The following is a 24,498-nucleotide window of genomic DNA, read 5'->3' on the forward strand; positions in this document are numbered from 1 at the left end:
CGCTCCATGACCTGCCGCACCCGTTTTGCCCCCAGCCCCACCGGTTACCTGCACATCGGCGGCGCCCGCACTGCGCTGTATTGCTGGCTGGAGGCGCGCCGCCGCGGCGGGCAGTTCGTGCTGCGCATCGAGGACACCGACCGTGAGCGCAGCACCCAGGAGGCGATCGACGCCATCCTCGAGGCGATGGAATGGCTGGGCCTGGGTTACGACGAGGGCCCGATCTACCAGACCCAGCGCGTCGCCCGCTACAGGGAGGTCGCCGAGCAGCTGCTGGCGCAGGGCAAGGCCTATTACGCCTACGAGACCCGCGACGAACTCGACGCCATGCGCGAGGCCGCGATGGCCAGGCAGGAGAAGCCGCGCTACAACGGTGCCGCCCGTGAGCAGAACCTGCCGTACCGCGACGACCCCAACCGGGTCATCCGCTTCAAGAATCCTGCCGGCGGCACGGTGGTGTTCGACGACCTGATCAAGGGCGTCATCGAGATCGCCAACAGCGAGCTCGACGACATGGTGATCTTCCGCCCGGACGGCTTCCCCACCTACAATTTCGCGGTGGTGGTGGACGACTGGGACATGGGCATCACCGAGGTGATCCGCGGCGACGACCACATCAACAACACCCCGCGCCAGATCAACATCTACCAGGCGCTGGGCGCGCCGGTGCCGAAGTTCGCGCACATGCCGATGATCCTGGACGAGCAGGGCGCCAAGTTGTCCAAGCGCACCGGCGCGGCCGACGTGATGCAGTACAAGGACGCCGGCTATCTGCCGCATGCGCTGATCAACTACCTGGCCCGTCTGGGCTGGTCGCACGGCGACCAGGAGTTGTTCAGTCGGCAGGAATTGCTCGACCTGTTCGACGTCAAGGACGTCAATTCCAAGGCCGCGCGGCTGGACATGGCCAAGCTGGGCTGGGTCAACCAGCATTACCTGAAGACCGACGACCCGGCCAGCATCGCCCCACAGCTGGAATACCAGCTGGCCAGGCTGGGTATCGACGTCGCCGCCGGCCCGGCCGCCGCCGATGTGGTGGTGGCGCTGCGCGAGCGCGTGCAGACCTTGAAGGAAATGGCCGAAAAAGCCGTGGTCTGGTACCAGCCGCTGGAAACCTACGACGAAGCGGCAGTGATGAAGCACCTCAAGCTGGGCGCAGAGGTGCCGCTGGGCAAGGCGCGCGAACTGCTGGCGGCGCAGGGCGAATGGAGCGTGGAGACCGTCTCGGCCGCGCTGCACGACGCGGCCGCCGCGCTGGAGCTGGGCATGGGCAAGGTGGCCCAGCCGCTGCGCGTGGCCATCACCGGCACCCAGGTCAGCCCGGACATTTCGCAGACGGTGTACCTGGCCGGACGCGAGGGCGCCTTGAAACGCATCGATGCGGCACTCATCAAGATAGGGGCGGGCTGACCGCCGGAGCCTGTGATGAAGACCAACGAACACGCCTGCACTGCACCGCATCACCACGTCGATGACGCCAACGGCTTCGTGCGCGCGGTGGAGCGGGCCTGCAGCGAGCGCGGCCTGCGGCTGACGCCGATCCGCGCCAATGTGCTGCGGCTGATCGCCGACGCCGGCAAGCCGGTCAAGGCCTACGAACTGCTGGACTGGGTGCGCGAAGGCAAGGGCGTCGGTGCCGACGCCCCGCCCACGGTGTACCGCGCGCTGGATTTCCTGATGGCCAACGGCTTCGTGCACAAGCTCGAGTCGGTCAACGCCTTCGTCGCCTGCCACCACCCCAACAGTGCCCAGCACTCGGTGCCGTTCCTGATCTGCGACCGCTGCCACAGCGCGGTGGAGCTGGAAGACCGCGACGTGGTGGCGCAACTGGAAGCGCGCGCCAAGGCGCTGGGTTTCCAGCCGCAGGCGCAGACGCTGGAAGTGCATGGCCTGTGCGCCAAGTGCGCGGTGGCCGAGTAAGGATCGCCAGGCAACGCAGGGCGGTTCACTTGGAGCGGCGAACAAACCGTCGCGGGACCTTACGCGGCATGGATGCTGCGCAAGGGCTTACAAGGACGTACCTGCAGCGTGTCCCGCAACAGTAGGCGGGCAAGGGCCTGCAGCGATGCAGCAGATCAGCTGGCGTGACGTAGTTTTGTTAGCGGCTCTCAAGTTGCCGGCAGTGCGCAGACGCAGCAATCTGCTGCAGACGGATGCGCTGTTGTTGTCACACCGACAAAGCCTCGAACAGTACGCGCGTGCACCAGTGCCATACACGCGCATCACTGGGGTCGCTAGCGACTCATCGCTTACCCCAGGTATCAAACACCACCGCACATCACGCCGCGGCAGCGCTCTTGCATCCATAGCCCGCCAGAAACAGGGCGACCGCGCGCTGCGTCGCCTCGCGCAAATACTCGGGCGAGGGGTCTTTCAGTGCGCCGAACAGGCAGGGCATCAGGGTTTCCGCCTCCAGTAGCCCGCCGAACTGCCTTGACGCGATCAGGACGTCGGCGCAGCGGATCACGCCGCGATCCATCTGCGTCTGCAGATAGCCGGCCATGCGTTGCAGGCCTTCCTCGGGGCCTGCAGTGAAGAACAGCGCCCCCACGTCCGACCGCCCAGACACGCCGATGATGGTCTGCCAGATGGTGATCGAGCTGGGCGCGCACAGGAAGCTGAGGATGTCCTCGCCGAAGCGCTGCAGGGTCTCGGCGACGGGGCCGTTGCTTTGCGAAAGCGCGTCCAGCACCGGGTCGATATAGCGGTCGGACATGTCCTTGGCAAACGCCACGAACAACTCCTCCTTGGACGGGAAGTAGCCGTAGAGCGTGCGCTTGGAGCCGCCGACGCGGGCGGCGATCTGCGACATCGAGGCGCCTTCGAAGCCTAGTTCGAGGAATACCTCGCTGGCCGCCTGCACGATGGCGTGGCGTTTTTCTTCGGTTCTGACCCGCATCAACTGGCTCCCTTGGGTGCTTAAGTATACCGACTGGGCAGGAATGCTTGACGGCTGCGGATTCGCTTATTAGGATACCGAACCGTACCGTTTAGATTTAATCATCCTGCGTCCCGTCGGAGACCTCCCCGTGCGTCCTCATGCTTCGTTTCGCCTGCCCCTGCTCGCTGCCGCCGTTGCTGCCACCGTCCTGCTCAGTGCCTGCGGCAGCCCGCCGGGCGGTCCGCCGCCGGAGGAGGGCATACCCGAAATGGGCGTGCTGACCGTCAAGTCGCATTCGGTGACCCTGACCACCGAGCTGCCCGGACGCACGGTTCCCTACCTGATTGCCGAAGTTCGCCCGCAGGTGGGCGGGATCGTGCAATCGCGCCAGTTCACCGAAGGCGGCGACGTCAAGGCCGGGCAGACGCTGTACCAGATCGATCCGGCGACCTATCGCGCCAGCTACGCCAGCGCCCAGGCCACCCTGGCCAAGGCGCAGGCCAACCTGCGCACCGCCAGGCTCAAGGCCGAGCGCTACACCGAACTGGTGCAGATCAAGGCCATCAGCCAACAGGACGGCGACGACACCGCCGCCGCACTGGGCCAGGCCGAGGCCGACGTGGCGGCCGGCAAGGCCAGCGTGGAAACCGCGCGCATCAACCTGGCCTTCGCGCGTCTGGACGCGCCGATCTCCGGTCGTATCGGCCGCTCCAGCGTCACCCCGGGAGCATTGGTGACCGCCAACCAGGCCACCGCACTGACGACCATCCAGCAACTGGACCCGATCTACATCGACGTCACCCAGCCCAGCGCGGCCTTGCTCCGCCTGAAGCAGGCGATGGCGCGCGGCGATCTGGAGAAGGCCGGCGACGATGCGGCCAAGGTGTCGCTGCTGCTGGAAGACGGCAGCACCTATCCGTTGCAGGGTCACCTGGCGTTCTCCGATGTCACCGTCGACCAGAACACCGGCTCGATCACCTTGCGCGCGGTGTTCCCGAACCCGAATGCGGAGTTGTTGCCGGGCATGTACGTGCGCGCGGTGCTGCAGGAGGGCATCAAGGAGCAGGGCGTGCTGGTGCCGCAGCAGGCGGTCTCGCGCAATGGCGCCGGCAAGCCGACCGCCTTCGTGGTCGGCGCCGATCACAAGCTGCAACTGCGCGTGCTGGAAACCGACCGCGAAGTCGGCGACCAGTGGCTGGTGCGCAGCGGTCTGAAGGCCGGCGAACAGCTGGTGGTCGAAGGCGTCTCGCGCGCCCGCGACGGCATCGAGGTCAAGACCGTGCCCTGGCAGCCCAAGGGCAAGCAGGCCACCGGTGCCGGCAATGCCGCCGCTGGCACTCCTCCCGCCCCGACCGCACCGCGTGCGGCCAACTGAGGCGGGATCACACGTCATGGCACGCTTCTTTATCGATCGTCCGATCTTCGCCTGGGTATTGGCCATCATCGTGATGCTGGCCGGCATCCTGTCCATCGCCACCTTGCCGATTGCGCAATACCCCAGCATCGCGCCACCGGCCGTCGCCATCACCGCCAACTATCCGGGCGCTTCGGCGCAGACGCTGGAAGACACCGTCACCCAGGTCATCGAGCAGAAGATGAAGGGGCTGGACCACCTCAGCTACATGGCTTCCACCAGCGAATCCAGCGGTGCGGTGACCATCACGCTGACCTTCGACAACGGCACCGACCCGGACACCGCGCAAGTGCAGGTGCAGAACAAGTTGTCGCTGGCCACGCCGTTGTTGCCGCAGGAAGTGCAGCAGCAGGGCGTGACGGTGACCAAATCGGCCGCCAACTTCCTCAACGTGCTGGCCTTTACTTCCGAAGACGGCAGCATGAGCGATTCGGACCTCTCCGATTACGTGGCTGCCAACGTGCAGGAAACCATCAGCCGCGTCGAAGGCGTGGGCGACACCACCCTGTTCGGCTCGCAGTACGCGATGCGGGTATGGATGGACCCCAACAAGTTGAACAATTTCAGCCTGACCCCGGTGGATGTGCGCACCGCGATCCAGGCGCAGAACGCGCAGGTTTCGGCCGGTCAGTTGGGCGCGTTGCCGGCGGTGCCCAACCAGCAACTCAATGCCACCATCACCGCGCAGACCCGGCTGAAGACCGCCGAGGAGTTCGAGAACATCCTGCTGCGCACGCAGTCCGATGGCTCGCAGGTGCGCCTGCGCGATGTGGCACGCATCGAACTGGGTAGCGAGAGCTACAACACGGTGGGCCGCTACAACGGCAAGCCGGCGGCCGGGCTGGCGATCAAGCTGGCCACCGGTGCCAATGCGCTGGACACCGTGCGCGCGATCGACAAGAGCCTGGAGGAGCAGGAGAAATTCTTCCCGCCCGGCATGAAGGTACAAAAGCCGTACGACACCACGCCGTTCGTGCGCATCTCCATCGAGCAGGTGGTGAATACCCTGATCGAAGCGGTGGTGCTGGTGTTTCTGGTGATGTACCTGTTTCTGCAGAATTTCCGCGCGACCTTGATACCGACCATCGCGGTGCCGGTGGTGTTGCTGGGCACCTTCGGTGTGCTGGCGGCGTTCGGTTTCACCATCAACACGCTGACCATGTTCGCGATGGTGCTGGCGATCGGCCTGCTGGTGGACGATGCCATCGTGGTGGTGGAAAACGTCGAACGCGTGATGGGCGAGGAGCATCTATGGCCCAAGGACGCCACACGCAAGTCGATGGACCAGATCTCCGGCGCGCTGGTCGGCGTGGCCCTGGTGCTGGCCGCGGTGTTCGTGCCGATGGCGTTCTTCGGCGGCTCGACCGGAGTGATCTACCGGCAGTTCTCGATCACGATTGTTTCCGCCATGACTTTGTCGGTGCTGGTGGCGATGATCCTGACCCCGGCCTTGTGCGCCACCTTGCTCAAGCCGGTGGAAAAAGGCCATGGCTTGGCGACCACCGGGTTCTTCGGCTGGTTCAACCGCGTGTTCGATCGCGGCAACAACGGCTACCAGGGCGTGGTGCGGCACATGCTGGGCAAGGGCTGGCGCTACATGCTGGCCTACGCGGTGTTGCTGGCGCTGGTGGTGGTCGGCTTCATGAAGCTGCCGGTGGGCTTCCTGCCCGACGAGGACCAGGGCACGCTGTTCGTGCTGGTGCAGTTGCCGCCCGGCGCCACCGATGCGCGCACCGGCGAGGTGCTCAAGCAGGTGGAGCATCACTTCCTGGCCGATCAGAAGGACTCGGTCGCCGGCATTTTTGCGGTCTCCGGTTTCAGCTTTGCCGGTACCGGCCAGAACGTGGGCTTTGCCTTCGTCAAGTTGCGGCCGTGGGACGAGCGCACCGGCAAGGGCCAGAGCGTCACCGACGTGGCCGGCAAGGCCGCTGCGTTCTTCGCCGGCATCCGCGATGCCACGGTGTTCGCGTTCGCACCGCCGGCGGTGTCCGAGCTGGGCAATGCGACCGGTTTCGACCTGATGCTGCAGGATCGCGCCAACCTCGGCCACGAGGCCCTGATGCAGGCGCGTAACCAGCTGCTGGCCGAGCTGTCGCAGGACAAGCGGCTGGTGGCGGTGCGCCCGAACGGGCAGGAGGACACGCCCGAGTTCAAGCTGGAGATCGACTCGCACAAGGCGCAGGCCATGGGCGTGTCGATCGCCAATATCAACAACACCTTCTCCAGCGCGTGGGGCAGTACCTACGTCAACGACTTCATCGACAAGGGCCGCGTCAAGAAGGTGATGCTGCAGGCCGATGCGGCGTACCGCATGAATCCGCAGGACATCGATCGTTGGTTCGTGCGCAACAGCGCCGGCACGATGGTGCCGTTCAACGCCTTCGCCACCGCACGCTGGGGTTCGGGCTCGCCGCGTCTGGAGCGTTACAACAGCGTGCCGTCGGTGGAGATCCTGGGCATGGCGATGCCGGGTGTGGCTTCCAGCGGTGAGGCGATGCAGATCGTCGAAGCGGCGGCAGCCAAGTTGCCGCCGGGCATCGGTTTCGAGTGGACCGGGCTGTCGCGGCAGGAGAAATCCTCAACCGGCCAGACCGGCCTGTTGTACGGCTTGTCGATCCTGATCGTGTTCCTGTGTCTGGCCGCGTTGTATGAAAGCTGGGCGATTCCGTTCTCGGTCATCCTGGTGGTGCCGCTGGGCGTGTTCGGCACATTGCTGGGCGCGATGCTGACCTGGAAAATGAACGATGTGTACTTCCAGGTGGGCCTGCTCACCACCATTGGCCTGGCATCGAAAAACGCGATCCTGATCGTGGAATTTGCCAAGGAACTGCATGAAGGCGGCAAGAGCCTGGTCGCATCGGCACTGGAAGCGGCGCGCATGCGCCTGCGGCCGATCCTGATGACATCGCTGGCCTTCATCCTGGGCGTGGTGCCGCTGGTGCTTGGCAGTGGGGCCGGTGCAGGCGCCCAGCACGCCTTGGGCACCGCCGTGATCGGCGGCATGTTGTCCGGCACGATCCTGGCGATCTTCTTCGTGCCGTTGTTCTTCGTGCTGGTCAGCGGCTTGTTCAAGCGCCGCGCACAGCCCACTCCGCCCGCACCGCAACCGGCAGGACACTGAGATGACACCGATCCGCATGACATTGACCGCGATCGCGGTGGCCAGCGTGCTGTCCGGGTGCACGCTGATGTCGCGCTATGCACGGCCCGACGCACCGGTGCCCGAGCGCTTTGCCGGCACCGAGCTCGCGACGGCATCCACTACGACCGATACGGCGAGCCCCGAGCAGGCGATCGATATCGCCAACATCGGCTGGCGGCAGGTGTTCACCGATCCCGCGCTACAGCAGGTGATCGCCCTGGCACTGGAGAACAACCGCGACCTGCGCGTGGCCGCGCTCAATATCGAAGTGGCGCGTGCGCAGTACCGGGTGGAGCGTGCTGCGCTGCTGCCTGCCGTCCAGGCCACCGGCACCGCCAACAACGCACGCACGCCGTCGGAGCTGGCCATTCCGGGCCAGCCGCAGGTGTTCCGCACCTACAGCGCCAACATCGGCATCAGCGCCTACGAGCTGGATCTGTTCGGACGTGTGCGCAGCCTCAAGGAACAGGCGCTGCAACAGTTCCTGTCCACCGCCGAGGCACGCCGCAGCGCCCACATCAGCCTGGTGGCCGAGGTGGCCACCGCCTATCTGACGCTGGCGGCCGATCAGCAGTTGCTGCAACTGGCGCAGTCCACCTTGAGCAGCCAGAGCGACAGTTATCGCCTGCAGCAACGCAGCTTCGAGCTGGGTGTGGCTTCGCAGCTCAGCCTGCGCCAGGCGCAGACCACGGTGGAAACCGCGCGCGTGGATGTGGAGCGCTACACCGCGCAGGTGGCGCAGGACCGCAATGCCCTGGTGCTGCTGGTCGGCACGCAGGTGCCGGCGGCGTTGTTGCCGCAGGCCTTGCCCGATGGCGCCAGCGTGGACGGCAACGTGCTGGCCAGCGTGCCGGCCGGGTTGCCGTCGCAGTTGCTGCAGCGCCGCCCGGACATCCTGGAGGCCGAGCGCAACCTGCGTGCGGCCAATGCCAACATCGGCGCGGCGCGTGCGGCGTTCTTCCCGAGCATCAGCCTGACCGCATCGACCGGCTCGTCCAGCAGCAGCTTGTCCAACCTGTTCGATTCCGGCACCCGCGCCTGGAGCTTCGTGCCCACGCTGACGTTGCCGATCTTCAACGCCGGGCGTAACCGCGCCAACCTGGACATGGCCAAGGCCAACCGCGATATCCAGGTGGCGCAATACGAAAAGGCGATCCAGAGCGCGTTCCGCGAGGTTTCCGATGCGCTCGCCCAACGCGAGACCCTGGGCCGGCAGTTGCAGGCGCAACAGGCCCTGGTCGATGCCACTGCCGACAGTTACCGGCTGTCGCAGGCGCGCTTCGAACGCGGCGTGGACAGCTACCTGCAGGCGCTGGATGCGCAGCGCGCGCTGTACGGCGCGCAGCAGACCTTGATCACCACGCAGCTGTCGCGCTTCACCAATCTGGCGACGTTCTACAAGGCGATGGGCGGCGGTTGGCTGCAATCGGCCGACCCGGCGGTGGCCACGACCGCGACGGGGCAGCCACGTGGATGACGCCGCTGCCGAGGCCGCAACGCCCAGGCGCGCACCGCACGACAAGCGTGGCGCAATCCTGCGCGCGGCAGCCGAGCTGTTTCCGCGCCAGGGCTTCGACAGGACCAGCATGGACAGCATCGCCGAGCGCGCAATGGTGTCCAAGGCCACGGTGTATGTGCACTTCGCTTCCAAGGAGGTGCTGTTGCGTACCACTCTGGAGGCGCTGGCGCACCAGTCGCCCAATCCATGGGAGACATTGTTGAACATGCGCGGGCCGTTGCCTGTGCGTCTGCTCGCCATCGCCGAGGCGGTCGTGCGTATGGCGGCCAGCAACGCACTGGGCGATGCTGCCTATGGCCTGGTGCGGCCGCCGGCGCTGCCCAGCCAGGTGCGCGAGGAGATGTGGACGCTGGGCTTCGAACGCTACGACACCACGATGCGTGCGGTGTTGGCGCGCGAAGTGGAGCAGGGCAGCCTGGTCATCGACAGTCTGCCGGATGCCTCGGTGCATTTCTTCGGATTGATGACCGGGATGCCGGCCAATGCGGCGATGCGTGGCGACAGGTCGCAGCCACCGGCCGCCGCGCAGCACGCGTCTGTCGCCAGTGCGGTGGCGCTGTTCCTGCGCGCGTATCGGCCGCAACCGTCGGCGGTGACGACAGGCAGGCGCGAAGTACCGCACGGGTTCTAGCGGCGGCGGCAGGGCAGCACGATGGATGGGTGGTCGGTGGCGCGTTGCCGGCACCGCGCGCGTTGATGAGGGGCGCTCATAAGCGTTAGCACCGCCTGCTGTGCAATCTGCCTGCGGCACGCGGCTATCGTGATGCATCGGTGCTGCAGCGGTATTGCCGCCTGCGGCCGACTCATTCGATGCGGCCGTTGCCGCGGGAGCACACGATGCAAACACGACAGTTGGGAAACAGCGGACTGCAGGTGTCCGCGCTGGGCTTGGGCTGCATGGGCCTGAGCTATGGCTACGGGCCGGCGACCGCGCGCAAGGAGGCCGTTGGCTTGCTGCATGCGGCAGTGGAGCGCGGCGTCACCTTCTTCGATACGGCCGAGGCCTACGGGCCGTTCGCCAACGAGGCATTGCTGGGCGAAGCACTGGCGGCGCACCGCGACCAACTGGTGATTGCGACCAAGTTCGGCTTCAAGGACGGACATGCCGACGCCGGGCTCGACAGTCGTCCCGAGCGGATCCGTGCGGTGGCCGAGGCCAGCCTGACGCGCCTGAAGACCGACCGCATCGACTTGTTCTATCAACATCGCGTGGACCCGGCGGTGCCGATCGAAGAGGTGGCCGGCACGGTCAAGGACTTGATCGCCGAAGGCAAGGTCACGCACTTCGGCCTGTCCGAAGCCGGTGCCGACACCATCCGGCGCGCGCACGCGGTGCAGCCGGTGACTGCGGTGCAGAGCGAATACTCGCTGTGGTGGCGCGAGCCGGAAACCAGCGTCTTGCCAACGCTGGAAAAGCTCGGGATCGGCTTCGTGCCGTTCAGCCCGCTCGGCAAGGGCTTTTTGACCGGCGCCATCCAGGCCGACACGCAATTTTCTGCCGACGATTTCCGTAATCAGGTGCCGCGCTTCGCTGCCGAGGCGCGTCAGGCCAACCAGGTGCTGGTCCAACGCATCCAGGCCATCGCTGCCGACAAGGGCGCCACCCCGGCGCAGGTCGCGCTGGCGTGGTTGCTGTCGCGCCAGCCGTGGATCGTGCCGATTCCCGGCACCACCAAGCTGCATCGCCTGGAAGAAAACCTGGGCGCCGCTGCCTTGACCTTGAACAGCGAGGATCTTGCGCGCATCCAGCAGGCGCTGGATGCGGTGGCGATCGTCGGCGAGCGTTACAGCCCGGAGCGACAGAAGCTGGTCGGTAAATAACCCAGCGATCAACCCGCCCAACCGACGCTGTCGTAGGAGCGTGCTCGCGCGCGATGGGCGTTATCGAAAACGCCTCGTCGCGCTGGCACGCTCCTACACGGGCGTGTCACCGCACCGGATCGTGTCGCAATGCGTTGATCACCCCTTCAAACCCGCCGCAAACCGACGCTTTCGTAGGAGCGCGCTCGCGCGCGATGGGCGTTATCGGTAACGCGTCGTCGCGCGCAGGCACGCTCCTACAGGGGCGCGTCAGTGCGCCAGGTCGTGCCGCAATGCGTCGATCACTACCTTGAGTGCGCGCGAGGATTGGCGGCGGCTGGGGTAGTAGGCGTAATAGCCGTCGAACGGCTCGCACCAGTCCTCCAGCACGCGGCGTAGCCGGCCGGCGGCGATGTGCTCCAGCACCATGGTTTCCGGCAAGAACGCGAGTCCGCCGCCGGCCAACGCGGCACGCAGGATGGCGCTGCTGCCGTTGAAGGTCCATTGCCCGTCCACGCGCACCTTGACCTCGCGGCCGTCCTTTTCGAAATCCCAGGGCAGCAGGCCGCCATGGGTGGGCAGGCGCAAGCCGATGCAGTTGTGCCGGGCCAGCTCGGCCGGCGCGGCGGGGATGGTGTGGTGCACGAAGTAGCCCGGCACCGCCACCACCGCCATGCGCTGCATCGGACTGATCGGCACCGCGACCATGTCCTTGGCGACCTGGTCGCCCAGCCGGATGCCGATGTCGTAGCGCTCGGCAACGATGTCGGCCAGCCCGTAATCGACGGTGACCTCGATCTTGAGGTCGGGATAGTCGGGCAGCACGTTCGACAACGCCGGCCAGATGTAGGCATCGGCAGCGTGGCCGGCGGTGGTGATACGGATGGTGCCGGCCGGCTTGTCGCGGAAGTCGGTGAGCGCGGACAGCTCGTCGTCGATCTCTTCCAGGCGCGGTGCCACGGTGTCGAACAGGCGTGCGCCGGCTTCGGTCATCGACACGCTGCGCGTGGTGCGGGTCAACAGACGGACGCCCAGGCGTGTTTCCAGTGCGCGCACGGTATGGCTCAGCGCCGATTGCGAGACGCCCAGCTGCGCGGCGGCACGGGTGAAGCTGCCCTCGCGCGCCACGGTGACGAAGACCTGCAGATCGTTGAGATTTTCCCGCGCCATTGCTTGCGACGGCCGACTCCAGCGCATGCCATTCATGCCGCTGCATCATGCGCGATGCTGCGTGATGGCTTCAAATCCGAGGTGTCATTGCCGCATTGATGCGCTGTGTTTCTAGGTGCATGCGCGGTTGCCCGGGTAGTGCCGGCGCGCATGCGCGCTACAGTGCAGGCACTTGGATCGAGGAGCACTGCCATGAATCTGTTCGCAACTGCGATGTCGCTGTCGATGATGGCTGCCGCCACGCCCGGTGGTGAAGAGCAACAGGCGATCAGGGTGAGCAAGGCCGGTGGCGCCGCATCTGCGGCCGGCCCGGCCGACTATTTCACCGGCAAGGTGCGCATCGATGCGCCCTTCCAGGCCGATGCGCCGGCGCGGGTGGGCGGCGCCACGGTGACTTTCGAACCTGGCGCGCGCACCGCCTGGCATACCCACCCACTGGGGCAGACGCTGATGGTCACCGCCGGTGCCGGGCGCGTGCAGGAATGGGGCAAGCCGGCGCAGCAGATCCGCCCGGGCGACATCGTGTGGATTCCGCCGGGCGTCAAGCACTGGCACGGCGCCAACGCCACCGTGGCGATGTCGCATATCGCCATCGCCGAAGCGCAGGACGGCTCGCCGGTGACCTGGCTGGAGCAGGTCAGCGAGGCGCAGTACGCGGCCGAGTGAAACGGCGCTCAACGATGACGTGGTGCGGTCTGCCGCGTCATCGTTGGTGATGCATGCCGCTTAGTGCGGGCGCGCGTGACTAGGCTCCGCTGCGTAACTGCGCACGAATGAGCTTACGCCGCTTGTGTCGCAGCCTGTGCCCCGGCACGCAACCGTTGGGCGTCACGTGCGGGCGGCGCGCCGAGAATGCGTGCGTAGTCGCGACTGAATTGCGAGGCGCTCTCGTAGCCGACGCGGAAGCCGGCATCGGCGGCATTCAGCGCTTCGGCCAGCATCAGCCGGCGCGCTTCGTGCACGCGCAGATGCGAGCGATATTCCAGCGGCGTCATCGAGGTGACTGCCTTGAAATGCGCATGAAAGGTGGAGCGGCTCATTGCCGACAGATCGGCAATCTGCTCGATGCGGAAGCGCTGTGCGTAATGCTCGCGCAGCCAGACAATGGCTTTGGAAATCTGGTTGAGCCGGCTGTCGGCGATGGCCATCTGGCGCACCACCGCATTGGCCGGATCGGCCATCAGGCGATAGAGCACTTCGCGCAGGACCAGCGGCGCCAGTGCGGCGATCTCCTGCGGTTGGTCGAGCAGACGCGCCAGCCGCACTGCAGCGTCCTGCAATGGCGGCGTGCTGTGGTTGAGCAACAAGCCCGCCTGCGCCGCATCGCGTTGCGGCTCGACCAGCTCCGGGTGGCTGACGGCCAGATCGCTCAGCACGGCGGTGTCCAGATCCAGGCAGAAACACAGATACGGCTGCGCGGCGCTGGCCTCGATCACCGAACCGACGATCGGTAGATCCACCGAGGCCACCAGATACATCTGCGGGTGATAGATGTACGCCGCCGCGCCCAGCATCGCCTGCTTGCGGCCTTGCGCCACCAGGCACAGCATCGGCGTATAGACCGTGGGCACCGACACGGTGGGCGAGGCGCTGCGCATGATCTGCAACCCGGCAATCCGGGTGGCGTGCATGCCGTCGCCAGGAGCATGGCGCAGCAGGATGTCGGTCATCTCGGTCAAGGCGGACATGCAGGACTCGGCAATGGCACCAGGCGGCGTGGCCGCGATGCCGTCGATCCTACAAGACCCACTGTCATGGAGTTGGCATGCCTGCCACAGCAGCGGGTAGGGGTAGCGCCGATTGGCGCCGGCACAGACGGTCAGGCCCACGCGCCCGGTGCCTCAAAACGGCAGGCCAGCCACGATCTGGCGCTCACATATGCGCCGTATCATGGGTGTCTGTTTCCGTGACCGCCCAGTCCCATGCCCGCAAAACGTTCGACCATCGCCGCACCGGCAAGCCCGGCCGACTGGAAGGCGCTCGAGACCGCCGCTACGGCCGAACTTGCGCGCCGCACGGCGCAAGCGCATCAGCAGATCCTGGCATTGTTGAACACGCATGGACATCTGCTCAGCGAAGCGCAGCGGCGTGGATTGCACCGGCGCTTGCTGCGTGCGGGACGATAAAAACGAGGGCGCTAACAACATCCTTGACGCTAGAGCGACGGTGCCAACATGCCGGCCGCACGCGCTTTATTGGTTGGTGAGCCGAGTGTGCGGTGCCCTCACCACTTTCGGGACACGCCGTGAATCCATCCGTGGAGACTCCTTGGCGGCATCCATGCCGCCAAGGGTCCCGCAAGCGGCGAGGACACCGCACCAGAAAGATGGTCGGCGCTCGCATAAGAGCTGCCTGTCGCGCGACGTGCATTGGTCGTTGACTGTTGGGCCGCGCAGGTACATCGCTATCCAAATGCACATGACGCACTGCTCGTAGCTATGCGCACCGACCATCCCGACTGGTTGTCGCTCGAGATGCATCGGGTGTTGAGCTGGCGCATCGGCATCAAACAACGCGCAGCAGGCAATGTTCGTAATTGTGCACACCGACCATCCCGACAGGTCCTTGCCCGCTCACCGTCGCGGGACCTTACGCGGCATGGATGCCGCGTAAGAGCCTACACGGACGTACTTGCGGCGTGTCCTGCGATGGTGGGCGGGCAGGGGCCCTGCCGCCAAGCTGCAGATCGCTGCCTTACAGCTGATCTATCCGCAAACCCATATCGGCTCTCCGTCTTGCAACGTGCCATCCAGCCACCAACCAACCAAGATGTTGATTAGCAGCCACGCATCGGGCTGCGTCCAGCAAGGATCGGCCGAAGCGACCAGCGCGCTCGCGTTCAACCGCCAAGCTCCCACGGCGGCACTTCGCCCAGGCGTTCCTGCAGAAAATCCACGAATGCACGCACACGCGGCGGCTGCAGCTGGCGCGCCGGCATCACCGCGTTGATCTGCGAGGTTGGCGGCGGGTAATCGGGGAGCACTTCGACCAATCGGCCGTTGCGCAGTTCCTCGGCGATATGCCAGTACGAATGCAACGCGATGCCTTGGCCGGCGACGGCTGCATCGCGGATCAACTCACCGAAATTGCTCTCGAAGCGGCTTTGCATGCGGACGCGTACCAGGCCGCCCTCCGGCGTTTGCAACGGCCACACGTCCTGGCGGCCGTCGCGGCCCATCAGCAGCACCCCGGCATGCCCGGCCAGGTCGTCCGGCGTGCGCGGGGTGCCATGGCGCTGCAGGTAATCGGGCGAGGCGGCGAGGGTGCGGCGGTTGTCGGCGATGCGCCGCGCCACCAGCCCGGAGTCGTCCAGCGGGCCGATGCGGATCGCCAGGTCGAAGCCTTGCTTGACCAGGTCCACCAGGTCGTCGCTCAGGTGCGCACTGATGTGCACGCGCGGATGGCGGGCCTGGAATTCCGGGAGCAGCGGCGACACGTACTGCCGCCCGAACGAGGCCGACATGGTCATGCGCAGGATGCCGCCGACCGCGTGTGCGCTTTCGCGCAGATCGTCGGCCAGCGCACCCAGATCCTGCACCAGCACGCGGCCGCGCTCGGCCAGGCGCTGGCCTTCGGGGGTCGGGTGCAGCCGGCGCGTGGTCCGGTGCAGCAGGCGCACGCCCAGGTCGCGTTCCAGCCGCTTCAGGCGCTGGCTGGCGACCGCTACCGACAGGTCCAGGCTGCGCGCACCGGCGGTGATCGAGCCGGAATCGAGCACGCGCAGGAACAGGGCGATATCGCCGAGGCGGTCCATTACGATTCTCAACGATTGGTTGATAGTGAATCAGGATAGCAGGGGTTTTTGCTTGGTACGCCGGAGCGCAGGCTGTGGGTTGTCTTCCCTGGTCCATGTCCATGTCCACGTCCGCTTCCGCGCGTTGTTCGCGTTTTCCCCCAGCGCTGCTGGCGCTGACCATCGGTGCCTTCGGCATCGGCACCACCGAGTTCGTGATCATGGGCCTGCTGCAGCAGGTGGCCACCGACCTGGGCGTGTCGCTCAGCGCCGCCGGCCTGCTGATCAGCGGCTATGCACTGGGCGTGTTCGTCGGGGCACCGGTGCTGACGCTGGCCAGTGCACGGCTGCCGCGCAAGGCGGTGCTGGTCGGGCTGATGGCGATCTTCACCCTGGGCAACGTGGCCTGCGCGCTGGCGCCGGATTACACCGGCCTGATGGTTGCGCGCGTGCTGACCTCGCTGGCGCACGGCACCTTCTTCGGCGTGGGCGCGGTGGTGGCGACCTCGCTGGTCCCGGCCGAGCGCCGTGCGTCGGCGATCTCGCTGATGTTTGCCGGGCTGACCGTGGCCACGCTACTGGGCGTGCCGGCCGGCGCCTGGCTGGGCCTGCAGCTGGGCTGGCGGGCGACGTTCTGGGCGGTTGCGATCGTCGGCGTGCTGGCCACGGCCGCAGTGGCGTTGTGGGTGCCGGCGAACGCAGGCGCGGCCGCGCCGGTGTCGTGGCGCCAGGAAGTGGCGGTGCTGGGGCGCGGGCAGGTGCTGCTGGCGCTGGCAATCACGGTGGTGGGCTATGCCGGTGTGTTCGCGGTGTTCACCTATATCCAGCCGTTGCTGGTGGACGTGAGCGGTTTCGCGCAGACGGCGGTGTCGCCGGTGTTGCTGGTCTTCGGCGTCGGCATGATCGCGGGCAATCTGCTGGGCGGGCGTCTGGCCGACCGGCGCCCCACCGCCGCCTTGCTGGGCAGCCTGGCGGCGTTGGTGCTGGTGCTCGCCGCGATGGGCCTGGTGCTGCACATCAAGACCGCGATGGTGGTGTTCGTCGGGCTGCTGGGCGTGGCCGCCTTCGCCACCGTGGCGCCGCTGCAGTTGCGCGTGCTCGAGCATGCACGCGGTGCCGGCCAGAACCTGGCCTCCAGTCTCAATATCGCCGCGTTCAATCTGGGCAATGCGCTGGGCGCCTGGCTGGGCGGTGTGGTGATCGCCACGCGCGCCGGGCTGGTCGCCACCCCGTGGGTCGCCACGCTGTTGAGCGCGCTCGGCCTGGGGATTGCGTTGTGGAGCGTGCAGCTGCAACGCCGGCGTGCCGCCGCACCGGGCGTGTGCGCGCAGGCCGGTTGATTCGTTCTTAGGCATGAGCGCAGTGGCCGCGCAGCCGGCTACCTGCGCGATCGCGCAGGTGGTCGGCGAGCGGATCGTCGCGCCCGGTGTCGCGCGTTGCCGGATCGGCCGGCACGGCGCGCGGATTTTCTTTCGGTTTCAAGGAGCATTGCGATGGACACACGTTTTCTCGGCCGTTCCGGTTTCAAGGTGCCGGTGCTGGGTCTGGGGGCCGGCACCTTTGGCGGCAAGGGGCCGCTGTTTTCCGCATGGGGCGATACCGATGTGGCGCAGGCGCGGCGCATGATCGATCTGTGCCTGGAGGCGGGCCTGAACCTGTTCGACACCGCCGATGTGTATTCGGACGGCGCCTCTGAAGAGATTCTCGGCCAGGCGCTGCAGGGCCGCCGCGATCAGGTGATCCTCTCGACCAAGACCGGTCTGCGTCTGGGCGATGGTCCCAACGACGCCGGCGCCTCGCGCTTCCGCCTGTTGCGTGCGGTGGATGCCTCGTTGCGACGCTTGCGTACCGACTATATCGATCTGCTGCAGCTGCATGCCTTCGACGCGATGACCCCGGTGGAAGAAACCCTGACCACGCTCGATGCGCTGGTCCGCGCCGGCAAGGTGCGCTACCTGGGCGCGTCCAACTACGCCGGTTGGCAGCTGATGAAGTCGTTGGCGGTGGCCGACGCGCAGGGCTGGAGCCGCTTTGTCGCCAACCAGACCTACTACTCGCTGGCCGGGCGCGATTACGAATGGGAGCTGATGCCGTTGGGCATCGACCAGGGCGTGGGCGCGGTGGTGTGGAGTCCGCTGGGCTGGGGGCGTCTGACCGGCAAGCTGCGCCGCGGCCAGGCGTTGCCCGAACACAGTCGCCTGCACGCCACCGCTGCCGCCGGGCCGGCGATCAGCGACGAGCGCCTGTTCGACATCGTCGATGTGCTCGACGCGATTGCCGAAGAGACCGGCCGCAGCGTGCCGCAGATCGCCATCAACTGGCTGCTGCAACGGCCCACCGTGAGCACGGTGCTGATCGGCGCACGCGACGAAGCGCAGCTGCGCCAGAACCTGGGCGCGGTGGGGTGGTCGCTGACGGACGAGCAACGTGCGCGCCTGGATGCGGTGAGCGCGGTGGAGCCGCCGTATCCGTATTACCCGTACTGGCGCGGGCACTTTGCCGAACGCAGCCCGCTGCCGGTGTAGTGCGGCATCACGAGAGCGGCATCACAAGGGCCGCATCACAACGGCCGTGCCGCGCGCGGAATTACCTCGGGATAGGGCACCCTTATGCCTCGAAAGAGCCGAAAGAGCGCACCCGGGTTGAACGGCGGATGCGACAGGTCGTCGATCGGCCCCGCTGTGCGCGGTTGCGCGGCCGATGCTGGCGATGAGAAAGCACAGCAGTCGAATGGCTGCGACGGGGTAACGGCTGACCGGCTGCCAGAGGCAGGCATGCAGTGTGTCTGTGTTTCCACGTTGCGCGTTCGAGGACGTGGCAGTGCGCCCACACGTAGACCGCGCGACGGCCCTGGACTGCCGCGCGGAACGACGCCTTGGCTTGCTTACCAGCGATACGCCACCGACATCTGATACTGCCGTCCGGCGATCGGCCGGCCCATGAACACGCCGCCGGTCGCAGCACCCGGCACGCGCACATTGCCTTCGGTCAGGCCCAGCGTGTCGGTGACGTTGCTGCCGCTGGCGGTCACTTCCCAGTGTTCGCCCACATGCAGATTGGCGCCAATGTCGAGCATGTCGTAGGACGGCAGCAGCTGGCTGTTGGCCAGGTCCGCAAAGCGATCGCCGATGTAGGAATAGGTGGCAAACACCTTCAGGTCGCCGAACGGCAGCATCCAGTAATAACTGGGCGTGATGCGGAACTGGCGCTTGGGCTGGCGCATCACCTGGTTGCCGGTGAACTCGCGGTAGTTGCGGTACTTCGCATCCAGCCACACCCCGGTGCCGGCCAGCTCGAAGCCGCCGAACGGGCGAATTGCGCCTTCCACTTCCAGCCCGCGCGCACGCGCGTCGCCCACGGTGGTGAAGTTCTCGCCATTGGCCAAAAACGCCTGGAACGGCGAGTTCTTGAAGGTGTTGTAGAACGCGGTCAGGTACAGGTCGTAGCTGCCGGCACCGGACTTGAGCCCGAGTTCGTACTGATCCACTTCCTGCACGCGATTCTGACCATCGCGCAGATTGTCGAAGCCTGGGAACTTCACCCCCGAGTTGACGCGTGCGAACAGGCTGTTGTGCGCATCGAGCGTGAAGTTCAGGCCCGCCGTCCAGGAGAACGCCTCATCGTCCTGGTCGATGCGGCGCGTGCTGGCCAGCGCCAGCGAGGTGGCGTTGTCGTACAGCGTGGCCGGGTTGCCGTCCAGATCGACCGTGGCGGTGTCGTGCACATCGCCGGTGACGCTCTGGCGTTCGTAGCGGGCGCCCAGGTCCAGGCGCAGCCGCGCGTTGAGCTCCCATTCGTCGGCGACGAAGGCGGCGATGTTCTCGCCATCGTAGTTGGCGCGCAGGTTGAAGAACGCGGTGCTGGTGAAGCCCTGGCGCGTGGCCTGCTGCCCGTTGTCCAGCGCCAGATCGATACGGCGCGCGTTGTTCTGCGCGGTGAGCAGCATGGTGTTGCCCAGGTACCAGGTGTCGGCCGAGGAATACCTGGCGTAGTACGCACCCACTGTGAGCGTATTGCCGGCAAACAGTTCGCGGCTCAGGCGCAGGTCGTTGGTGAGCGAATTCAGGCGCTTGTCCACCGACCACCAGCCGGCTTCCAGCACCTGCTGATTCGGATCGACCATGCCGCCGCCATTGGTGTACGTCGCGGTGCCGCTGCTGCCGTAGCTGGCGATGAAATCGCCCAGGCGCTGCGGCGCATCGCCGGTGAACAACGCATAGGTCGGCGCGCTGCCGCTCATCACGTTGAAGCGGTCGGCAATGGTCCAGTCGCCGGTCTCCCAGTTCAGTTCGCCGCCGAACACATCGATGTTGACGCCGCGTCCGTCAGCCAGATCGCGGCGGATGGTCTGTCCATCCGGCCCGACCAGCAGGTCGACATTGCGGAAGTCGCGGCCGAGCAGGGTGCCGGTCTGCGCATTCAATCCGGGAAAACTGGACAGATCGTTGCCGTTGTTGCGCGACAGCAGCGGAATGGCGGTGTAGAAGGCATTGTTGTCGTCGGTATGCCGCGCGTAGAACGACAGCTCGCCACTGTCCCAACGCTTGCTCAAGGTGGCGCTGAACTGGCCACCCTTGTCGGCGGAGAACTGCGGGTCGCGGACGCCATCGGTTTGGCGAAAGAAACCGCCCACGCTGTAGTACCAGCCATTGCCCATCGGCCCGCTGTTGAACACATCGATGCGGCGCAGGGCGTTGTTGCCGCCGGTCAGGCGCACGCTGCCTTCGGGCTCGTCCTGGCCTTTTTTCTGGATGAAATTGACCGTCAGGCCCGGCTGGCCGTTGGAGAAGATCGGGCTGGAGCCGCCGCGCAACACCTCCATGCGCTCGACCGTGTCGTCGACGCGCAGCAGCGTGGAATTCTCCAGGAACGACAGGGTCGGCGGCGGAAACAGCGGCGAGCCATCCAGTTGCATGGTCACGAATGGCGCATCGCCTTCGGACGGCATGCCGCGCACGAAGATATTGGCACCGGTGCCGCCGCCGCTGGGCTCGGCCCATACGCCGGGCACGATCTTCAGCAGGTCTGCAGTGCTCTGCGGCACGGCCTGCTGGATCTGCTCCGGGCTGGCAGTGGTGATCGAGAAGCTGGCATCGCGCTTGGCCAGGCCCTTGAAGCGCGCGGTGCCGCTGACGATCACTGCATCCAACGTGGTGGCCTCGCTGCGAGGCTCCGCGGTTGAGGATTGCGCATGCGCAACGGGCGCAAGCAATGTGCCGATGGCAAGGGACAGTGCATAGCGGGGCATCGATGAGGTCATGAAAGCTCTCCTGAGATGGCGTCGCAGCTGGCGGCAATGCGCGCATCGTGCATGCGTCGTCAAAGGGTGGCCGGCAGCACGTGATAGAGGCCGGTTACGCAACGCGGCGACACACGTCGCGGTGTTGTTCTAACGGAGTTGCCGGCAAAAGCTGTTGTGCGCCGCGGCAAGCTGCAGTCAACGGGCTCGCCATCGTTCACTGCAGCACGGCGCTAGCGGCATGTGCGCATGGCAGCTGCGTCGACATCGGGCTGCGTGTGGCGCTGTTTCAATGCGCGCCACAGCGCAGGCGATGCGATCCATCGCGGCAGCACGATGGCCTTTACGCATGTCATGCGAGACACCACGCACGGTGCTTTACCTTATGCCAGGCGGGCACGCGCTTGCGTCCGCTTTACGCTGCTGCGCGTCCTGGCGCCGTTTCGCGGATCGGCAGGTTGATCAGTGCGGCGCAGAACTGCCATCTCCATGCCGGTACGTGCGGCATTGCAGCGCACCGAGACCGGTGGTCCCGATGCCGGACATGACGAGGCCGCCCGAAGGCGGCCTCGCTTATGACGGCGGGAGAGAGCTACCGTCAGAAGAACAGGCGCACGCCGAACGAGGCGCTGCGCCCGGGAAGCATCACATCGTCCTTGAGGAAGGAGGTGTGCACGCGTGCGTCCTGGTTGGTCAGGTTGTTGCCGTCCAGGAACACTTCCCACGCGTTGCTGCCGCGGTCCACGTGGTAGGCCAGATGCGCATCGACGAATGTATAGCCGTCGGTTGGGGTCTCGTTCACCGCCACCTTGTCCTGCTTCATGGTGCGGGTGGCGCCGAGCGAGGCGCGCCATGCATCGGCGTTCCAGCGCATCTGCGCGCCGACCCGGCCCGGTGCGATACGCGGCAGGTTGCCGCCATCCTTCAGACGCGCACGCACGGTGTCGCCGAACACGCGCAGGTCCCACGCGCCGGTGTCGTTGTCGGCCAGATGGAAGGTGGCCTCGCCCTCGAAGCCGTGGAAGACCGCATCGTTCTGCGTCCACTGGCGGATCGGCAGGAAGTCGTTGTCTTCTTCGTTGAACCATTGGCCGCCGGTATCGACGATGTAGACGAAGTCGTTGTAGCGGTTGTAGTAGGCGGCGATCTTGGCATCCACCCATGCGTTCTGGAAGTTCAACCCCAGCTCGGCCTGGTTGGCCTTTTCGGTCTTCAGATCCGCATCGCCGATCTCGTAGGCGAGGGTGGCGATATGCGGGCCGTCGGCAAACAGCTCTTCCTCGGCCGGCGCGCGTTCGGCATGGTCGAGGTTGGCGGTCAGGCGCCACTGCTCGTTGAAGCGGAAACCGCCGCTGGCCGAGAAGCTGGTCGGGGTGAAGTCGCGGTCCACGCCGATGTCGGTGCGGTACTTGACCTTGTCCACGCGCGCGCCGACTTCGGCGGTGACGCGCTCCCAGCTGTTGCGCGCAACGCCGAACACGCCGAGCGAGCGGGTGTCGGTCTTGGGCACGAAGGATTCCTCGCCGATCGCCTGGAAGGTGGTGTCGCTGCCCTGCAGGCCGAACGCGGTCTGCCAGCCGCCGCCAAAGGTGAAGGAGGCTTCCACGCGGCCTTCGTTGGCGCGCTTGGTGAACACGGTGCCGACTTCTTCGCCTTCGAATTCGGTGTGCGCGTAATCGGTGTGGCCGAAGCTGTAGCGCAGCGCGCTGCCTTCGCCCCAGGGATCGGTCAGCCCGCCCTTGAGGTCGTAGCGGTCCTGCTGCAGCTTCAACGACACCCCACGCTCGCCGATCGTCGGATCGCCCGGCTCGCCGGGGTTGCCGTAGTTGTCGCGGAAACGCGAGGCCGACAGGCCGACGAAACCCCAGTCGCCGGACAGCGAGGCGCCGACCGAGCCGACCTTGGAGTCGATCCAGCTGTTGAGCTGGCGCCCCTGCGGGGTGTCGTAATCGTTCTGGTTGCGGTACACGCCGTCGGCGTGGATCGACAGGCCGCTGCCATTGCCGGCATCGACGCGGAACATGTCGGTGTTGCCGTCCTTGTCGCCACCGTCCAAGCGCACTTCGGCGCGGCCGCTGAAGCCATCTACCGGGGTTTCGGCAATGCGCCCGTCGACCACGTTGACCACGCCGCCGATGGCGCCGGAGCCGTACAGCAGCGTGGAGGGGCCCTTGAGCACTTCGATCTGGTTGGCCAGGAACGGCTCGATCGCCGGCGAGTGGTCCTGGCTGACCGTGGACACGTCCTGGCTGGACAGGCCATCGCGCAGCACCGCCACGCGCGGGCCGTCCAGGCCGCGGATGATCGGCCGGCCGACGCCGGGGCCGAAATTGGAACTCTGCACACCGGGCAGGCTGGCCACGGTTTCGCCCAGGCTGGAGCTGCGCACCTCGTCCAGACGCTCGCCGGCCAGTACCTCGACCGGGCGGCTCAATTCCCCGGCCGCATCGCGCAGCGGGCTGGCGGTGACCACGACCTTGTCCAGGTCCTTGATATGGCGGCCACTGGAGGCGGTGGCGTCGTGGCGCGTGTCCGAGCTGGGCGGGGTCTGCGGGTCGGCAGCTGCCGGCGCGTCCTCGGCCATGGCCAGGGCGGGAGTCAGCAGGCTGGTCAACGCCAGCGAGAGCGTGGAGCGACGGAACGAGAAAGCGGGGCGAGGATGCATGGCAGGCCGGACTCTGTGTTTTGTTACTGCATATCAATGATAAGGCGCAGTTTGGCGACTGTGCCGACGGCAGGACCCGCTTGCATGTGCGATGTAGCGGTGCGGGTCTGGAACAAGGAAGATGTTATATTATTCCACGTCGCCGCGAGCCCCTGCTGGAAGTCATGCCTCTACCGTCTCTTCGCCATGTGCTCGACCGCTTCGGTGCGACCGGTTCGCTGCTGTGCGCCGTGCATTGCGCGGTGCTGCCGCTGGTACTGGCCCTGGCCCCCTCATTGGGCTTGTCGTTCTGGCTGGGCGATGGGGTCGAATTGGCCATCGTGGTGTTCGTGACGCTGCTGGGCTTGTTTAGCCTGGTATTGGGGTATCGCCGCCACAAGGCGCTGCATGCGCTGGCGCTGTTGCTGCCGGGCTTGCTGCTGCTGTGGGCCGGCTTGCTCTACGACCCCTTGCACCACGCGGTGGTGCCGCATGCGGTGGTGATGACGCTCGGTGGTGCGCTGGTCGGCATCGCCCACCTGGTCAATCTGCGTCTGAACCACGGGCACGCCCACGTCCACGACGCCAGCTGCGCACACTAGCCCGGGCTGCGCGGGCCGGGGCCTACGTGGTAGGCTTGCCGGCCTTGCGCGAGGGCGCCGCCGGCGTAAACCTCGCCAGACCCGTGTTCAGCACGGGGATTTTGTATTCAGCATTCACATTCAGGAGTCGACGAACATGGGTAAGGGTGACCGCAAGACCGCCAAGGGCAAGCGCTACAATTCCAGCTACGGCAATTCGCGTTCGCACGCGGTGAGCAAGGTTGTCGTGGGTGCAGCTGCCCCGGTCGCCAAGAAGGGCGTGGTCAAGGCCCCGGCCAAGAAGGCTGTCGCCAAGAAGACCGTTGCCAAGGCCGGCTGATCCTTCGCCCGCTTCGCGACAGCAGAACGCGGCGC

At 66.4% G+C, this 24,498-nt stretch carries 19 protein-coding genes; 13 read left to right on the forward strand and 6 right to left on the reverse strand.

The window, feature by feature from the left end; genetic code table 11:
• The first annotated feature begins 6 nt into the window (after window positions 1-6).
• Both gltX and FHT08_RS04990 read left to right on the forward strand, forming a co-directional pair.
• Entirely contained in the window at window positions 7-1,410 is a 1,404-nt protein-coding gene (gene gltX / locus FHT08_RS04985) for a glutamate--tRNA ligase (RefSeq protein ID WP_166774458.1), read from the forward strand.
• Window positions 1,411-1,425: 15 nt separating this feature from the next.
• Entirely contained in the window at window positions 1,426-1,920 is a 495-nt protein-coding gene (locus FHT08_RS04990) for a transcriptional repressor (RefSeq protein ID WP_104535874.1), read from the forward strand.
• A gap of 358 nt (window positions 1,921-2,278) precedes the next feature.
• Here FHT08_RS04990 and FHT08_RS04995 read toward each other — a convergent pair whose 3' ends face one another.
• Window positions 2,279-2,899 (reverse strand): TetR/AcrR family transcriptional regulator, encoded by a 621-nt coding sequence (locus FHT08_RS04995; RefSeq protein ID WP_104535873.1) that lies wholly within the window; start codon window positions 2,897-2,899, stop codon window positions 2,279-2,281.
• 130 nt (window positions 2,900-3,029) lie between these two features.
• Between FHT08_RS04995 and FHT08_RS05000 the strand changes: the two genes are divergently transcribed.
• The 5 genes from FHT08_RS05000 (at window position 3,030) to FHT08_RS05020 (ending at window position 10,777) form a co-directional block, all read left to right on the forward strand.
• Window positions 3,030-4,256, forward strand: a complete 1,227-nt coding sequence (locus tag FHT08_RS05000; protein WP_104535872.1) for an efflux RND transporter periplasmic adaptor subunit — start codon at window positions 3,030-3,032, stop codon at window positions 4,254-4,256.
• Between the two features lie 16 nt (window positions 4,257-4,272).
• Entirely contained in the window at window positions 4,273-7,416 is a 3,144-nt protein-coding gene (locus tag FHT08_RS05005; protein WP_166774459.1) for an efflux RND transporter permease subunit, read from the forward strand.
• A gap of 1 nt (window position 7,417) precedes the next feature.
• On the forward strand, window positions 7,418-8,914 hold the full coding sequence (locus FHT08_RS05010) for an efflux transporter outer membrane subunit (RefSeq protein WP_104535870.1): 1,497 nt from the start codon (window positions 7,418-7,420) through the stop codon (window positions 8,912-8,914).
• Complete coding sequence (locus tag FHT08_RS05015; protein ID WP_104535869.1) at window positions 8,907-9,587, forward strand: TetR/AcrR family transcriptional regulator; 681 nt, start codon at window positions 8,907-8,909, stop codon at window positions 9,585-9,587. The genes FHT08_RS05010 and FHT08_RS05015 overlap by 8 nt, the downstream gene beginning before the upstream one ends.
• Before the next feature lie 206 nt (window positions 9,588-9,793).
• Entirely contained in the window at window positions 9,794-10,777 is a 984-nt protein-coding gene (locus FHT08_RS05020; RefSeq protein WP_166774460.1) for an aldo/keto reductase, read from the forward strand.
• A 249-nt stretch (window positions 10,778-11,026) separates the two neighbouring features.
• Here FHT08_RS05020 and FHT08_RS05025 read toward each other — a convergent pair whose 3' ends face one another.
• On the reverse strand, window positions 11,027-11,926 hold the full coding sequence (locus FHT08_RS05025) for a LysR family transcriptional regulator (RefSeq protein WP_166774461.1): 900 nt from the start codon (window positions 11,924-11,926) through the stop codon (window positions 11,027-11,029).
• A 192-nt stretch (window positions 11,927-12,118) separates the two neighbouring features.
• Here FHT08_RS05025 and FHT08_RS05030 point away from each other — a divergent pair, with 192 nt between their 5' ends.
• Window positions 12,119-12,592 (forward strand): cupin domain-containing protein, encoded by a 474-nt coding sequence (locus tag FHT08_RS05030; protein WP_166774462.1) that lies wholly within the window; start codon window positions 12,119-12,121, stop codon window positions 12,590-12,592.
• A gap of 113 nt (window positions 12,593-12,705) precedes the next feature.
• Here FHT08_RS05030 and FHT08_RS05035 read toward each other — a convergent pair whose 3' ends face one another.
• Entirely contained in the window at window positions 12,706-13,614 is a 909-nt protein-coding gene (locus FHT08_RS05035; RefSeq protein WP_166774463.1) for an AraC family transcriptional regulator, read from the reverse strand.
• Between the two features lie 234 nt (window positions 13,615-13,848).
• Here FHT08_RS05035 and FHT08_RS05040 point away from each other — a divergent pair, with 234 nt between their 5' ends.
• On the forward strand, window positions 13,849-14,052 hold the full coding sequence (locus FHT08_RS05040; protein WP_166774464.1) for a hypothetical protein: 204 nt from the start codon (window positions 13,849-13,851) through the stop codon (window positions 14,050-14,052).
• Between the two features lie 713 nt (window positions 14,053-14,765).
• On the opposite strand, the gene FHT08_RS05045 is transcribed toward FHT08_RS05040, so the two are convergent.
• Entirely contained in the window at window positions 14,766-15,680 is a 915-nt protein-coding gene (locus FHT08_RS05045; RefSeq protein ID WP_104606121.1) for a LysR family transcriptional regulator, read from the reverse strand.
• A 101-nt stretch (window positions 15,681-15,781) separates the two neighbouring features.
• Here FHT08_RS05045 and FHT08_RS05050 point away from each other — a divergent pair, with 101 nt between their 5' ends.
• Both FHT08_RS05050 and FHT08_RS05055 read left to right on the forward strand, forming a co-directional pair.
• Window positions 15,782-16,999, forward strand: coding sequence for an MFS transporter (locus tag FHT08_RS05050; RefSeq protein ID WP_166774465.1), 1,218 nt, complete (start codon window positions 15,782-15,784; stop codon window positions 16,997-16,999).
• 153 nt (window positions 17,000-17,152) lie between these two features.
• Entirely contained in the window at window positions 17,153-18,184 is a 1,032-nt protein-coding gene (locus tag FHT08_RS05055) for an aldo/keto reductase (RefSeq protein ID WP_166774466.1), read from the forward strand.
• 359 nt (window positions 18,185-18,543) lie between these two features.
• Here FHT08_RS05055 and FHT08_RS05060 read toward each other — a convergent pair whose 3' ends face one another.
• Together FHT08_RS05060 and FHT08_RS05065 are read right to left on the reverse strand one after the other, a co-directional pair.
• Window positions 18,544-20,919, reverse strand: a complete 2,376-nt coding sequence (locus FHT08_RS05060; protein WP_166774467.1) for a TonB-dependent receptor — start codon at window positions 20,917-20,919, stop codon at window positions 18,544-18,546.
• A gap of 577 nt (window positions 20,920-21,496) precedes the next feature.
• Window positions 21,497-23,563, reverse strand: a complete 2,067-nt coding sequence (locus tag FHT08_RS05065; RefSeq protein ID WP_166774468.1) for a TonB-dependent receptor — start codon at window positions 23,561-23,563, stop codon at window positions 21,497-21,499.
• 164 nt (window positions 23,564-23,727) lie between these two features.
• Between FHT08_RS05065 and FHT08_RS05070 the strand changes: the two genes are divergently transcribed.
• Both FHT08_RS05070 and FHT08_RS05075 read left to right on the forward strand, forming a co-directional pair.
• Complete coding sequence (locus tag FHT08_RS05070; RefSeq protein WP_024939915.1) at window positions 23,728-24,144, forward strand: MerC domain-containing protein; 417 nt, start codon at window positions 23,728-23,730, stop codon at window positions 24,142-24,144.
• 136 nt (window positions 24,145-24,280) lie between these two features.
• Window positions 24,281-24,463: a 30S ribosomal protein THX gene (locus tag FHT08_RS05075; protein WP_016904806.1), complete on the forward strand. Its 183-nt coding sequence runs from the start codon at window positions 24,281-24,283 to the stop codon at window positions 24,461-24,463.
• Window positions 24,464-24,498 lie beyond the last annotated feature (35 nt).

It is taken from the genome of Xanthomonas sp. CFBP 8151, from assembly GCF_011761885.1.
Classification (GTDB): domain Bacteria; phylum Pseudomonadota; class Gammaproteobacteria; order Xanthomonadales; family Xanthomonadaceae; genus Xanthomonas; species Xanthomonas arboricola_B.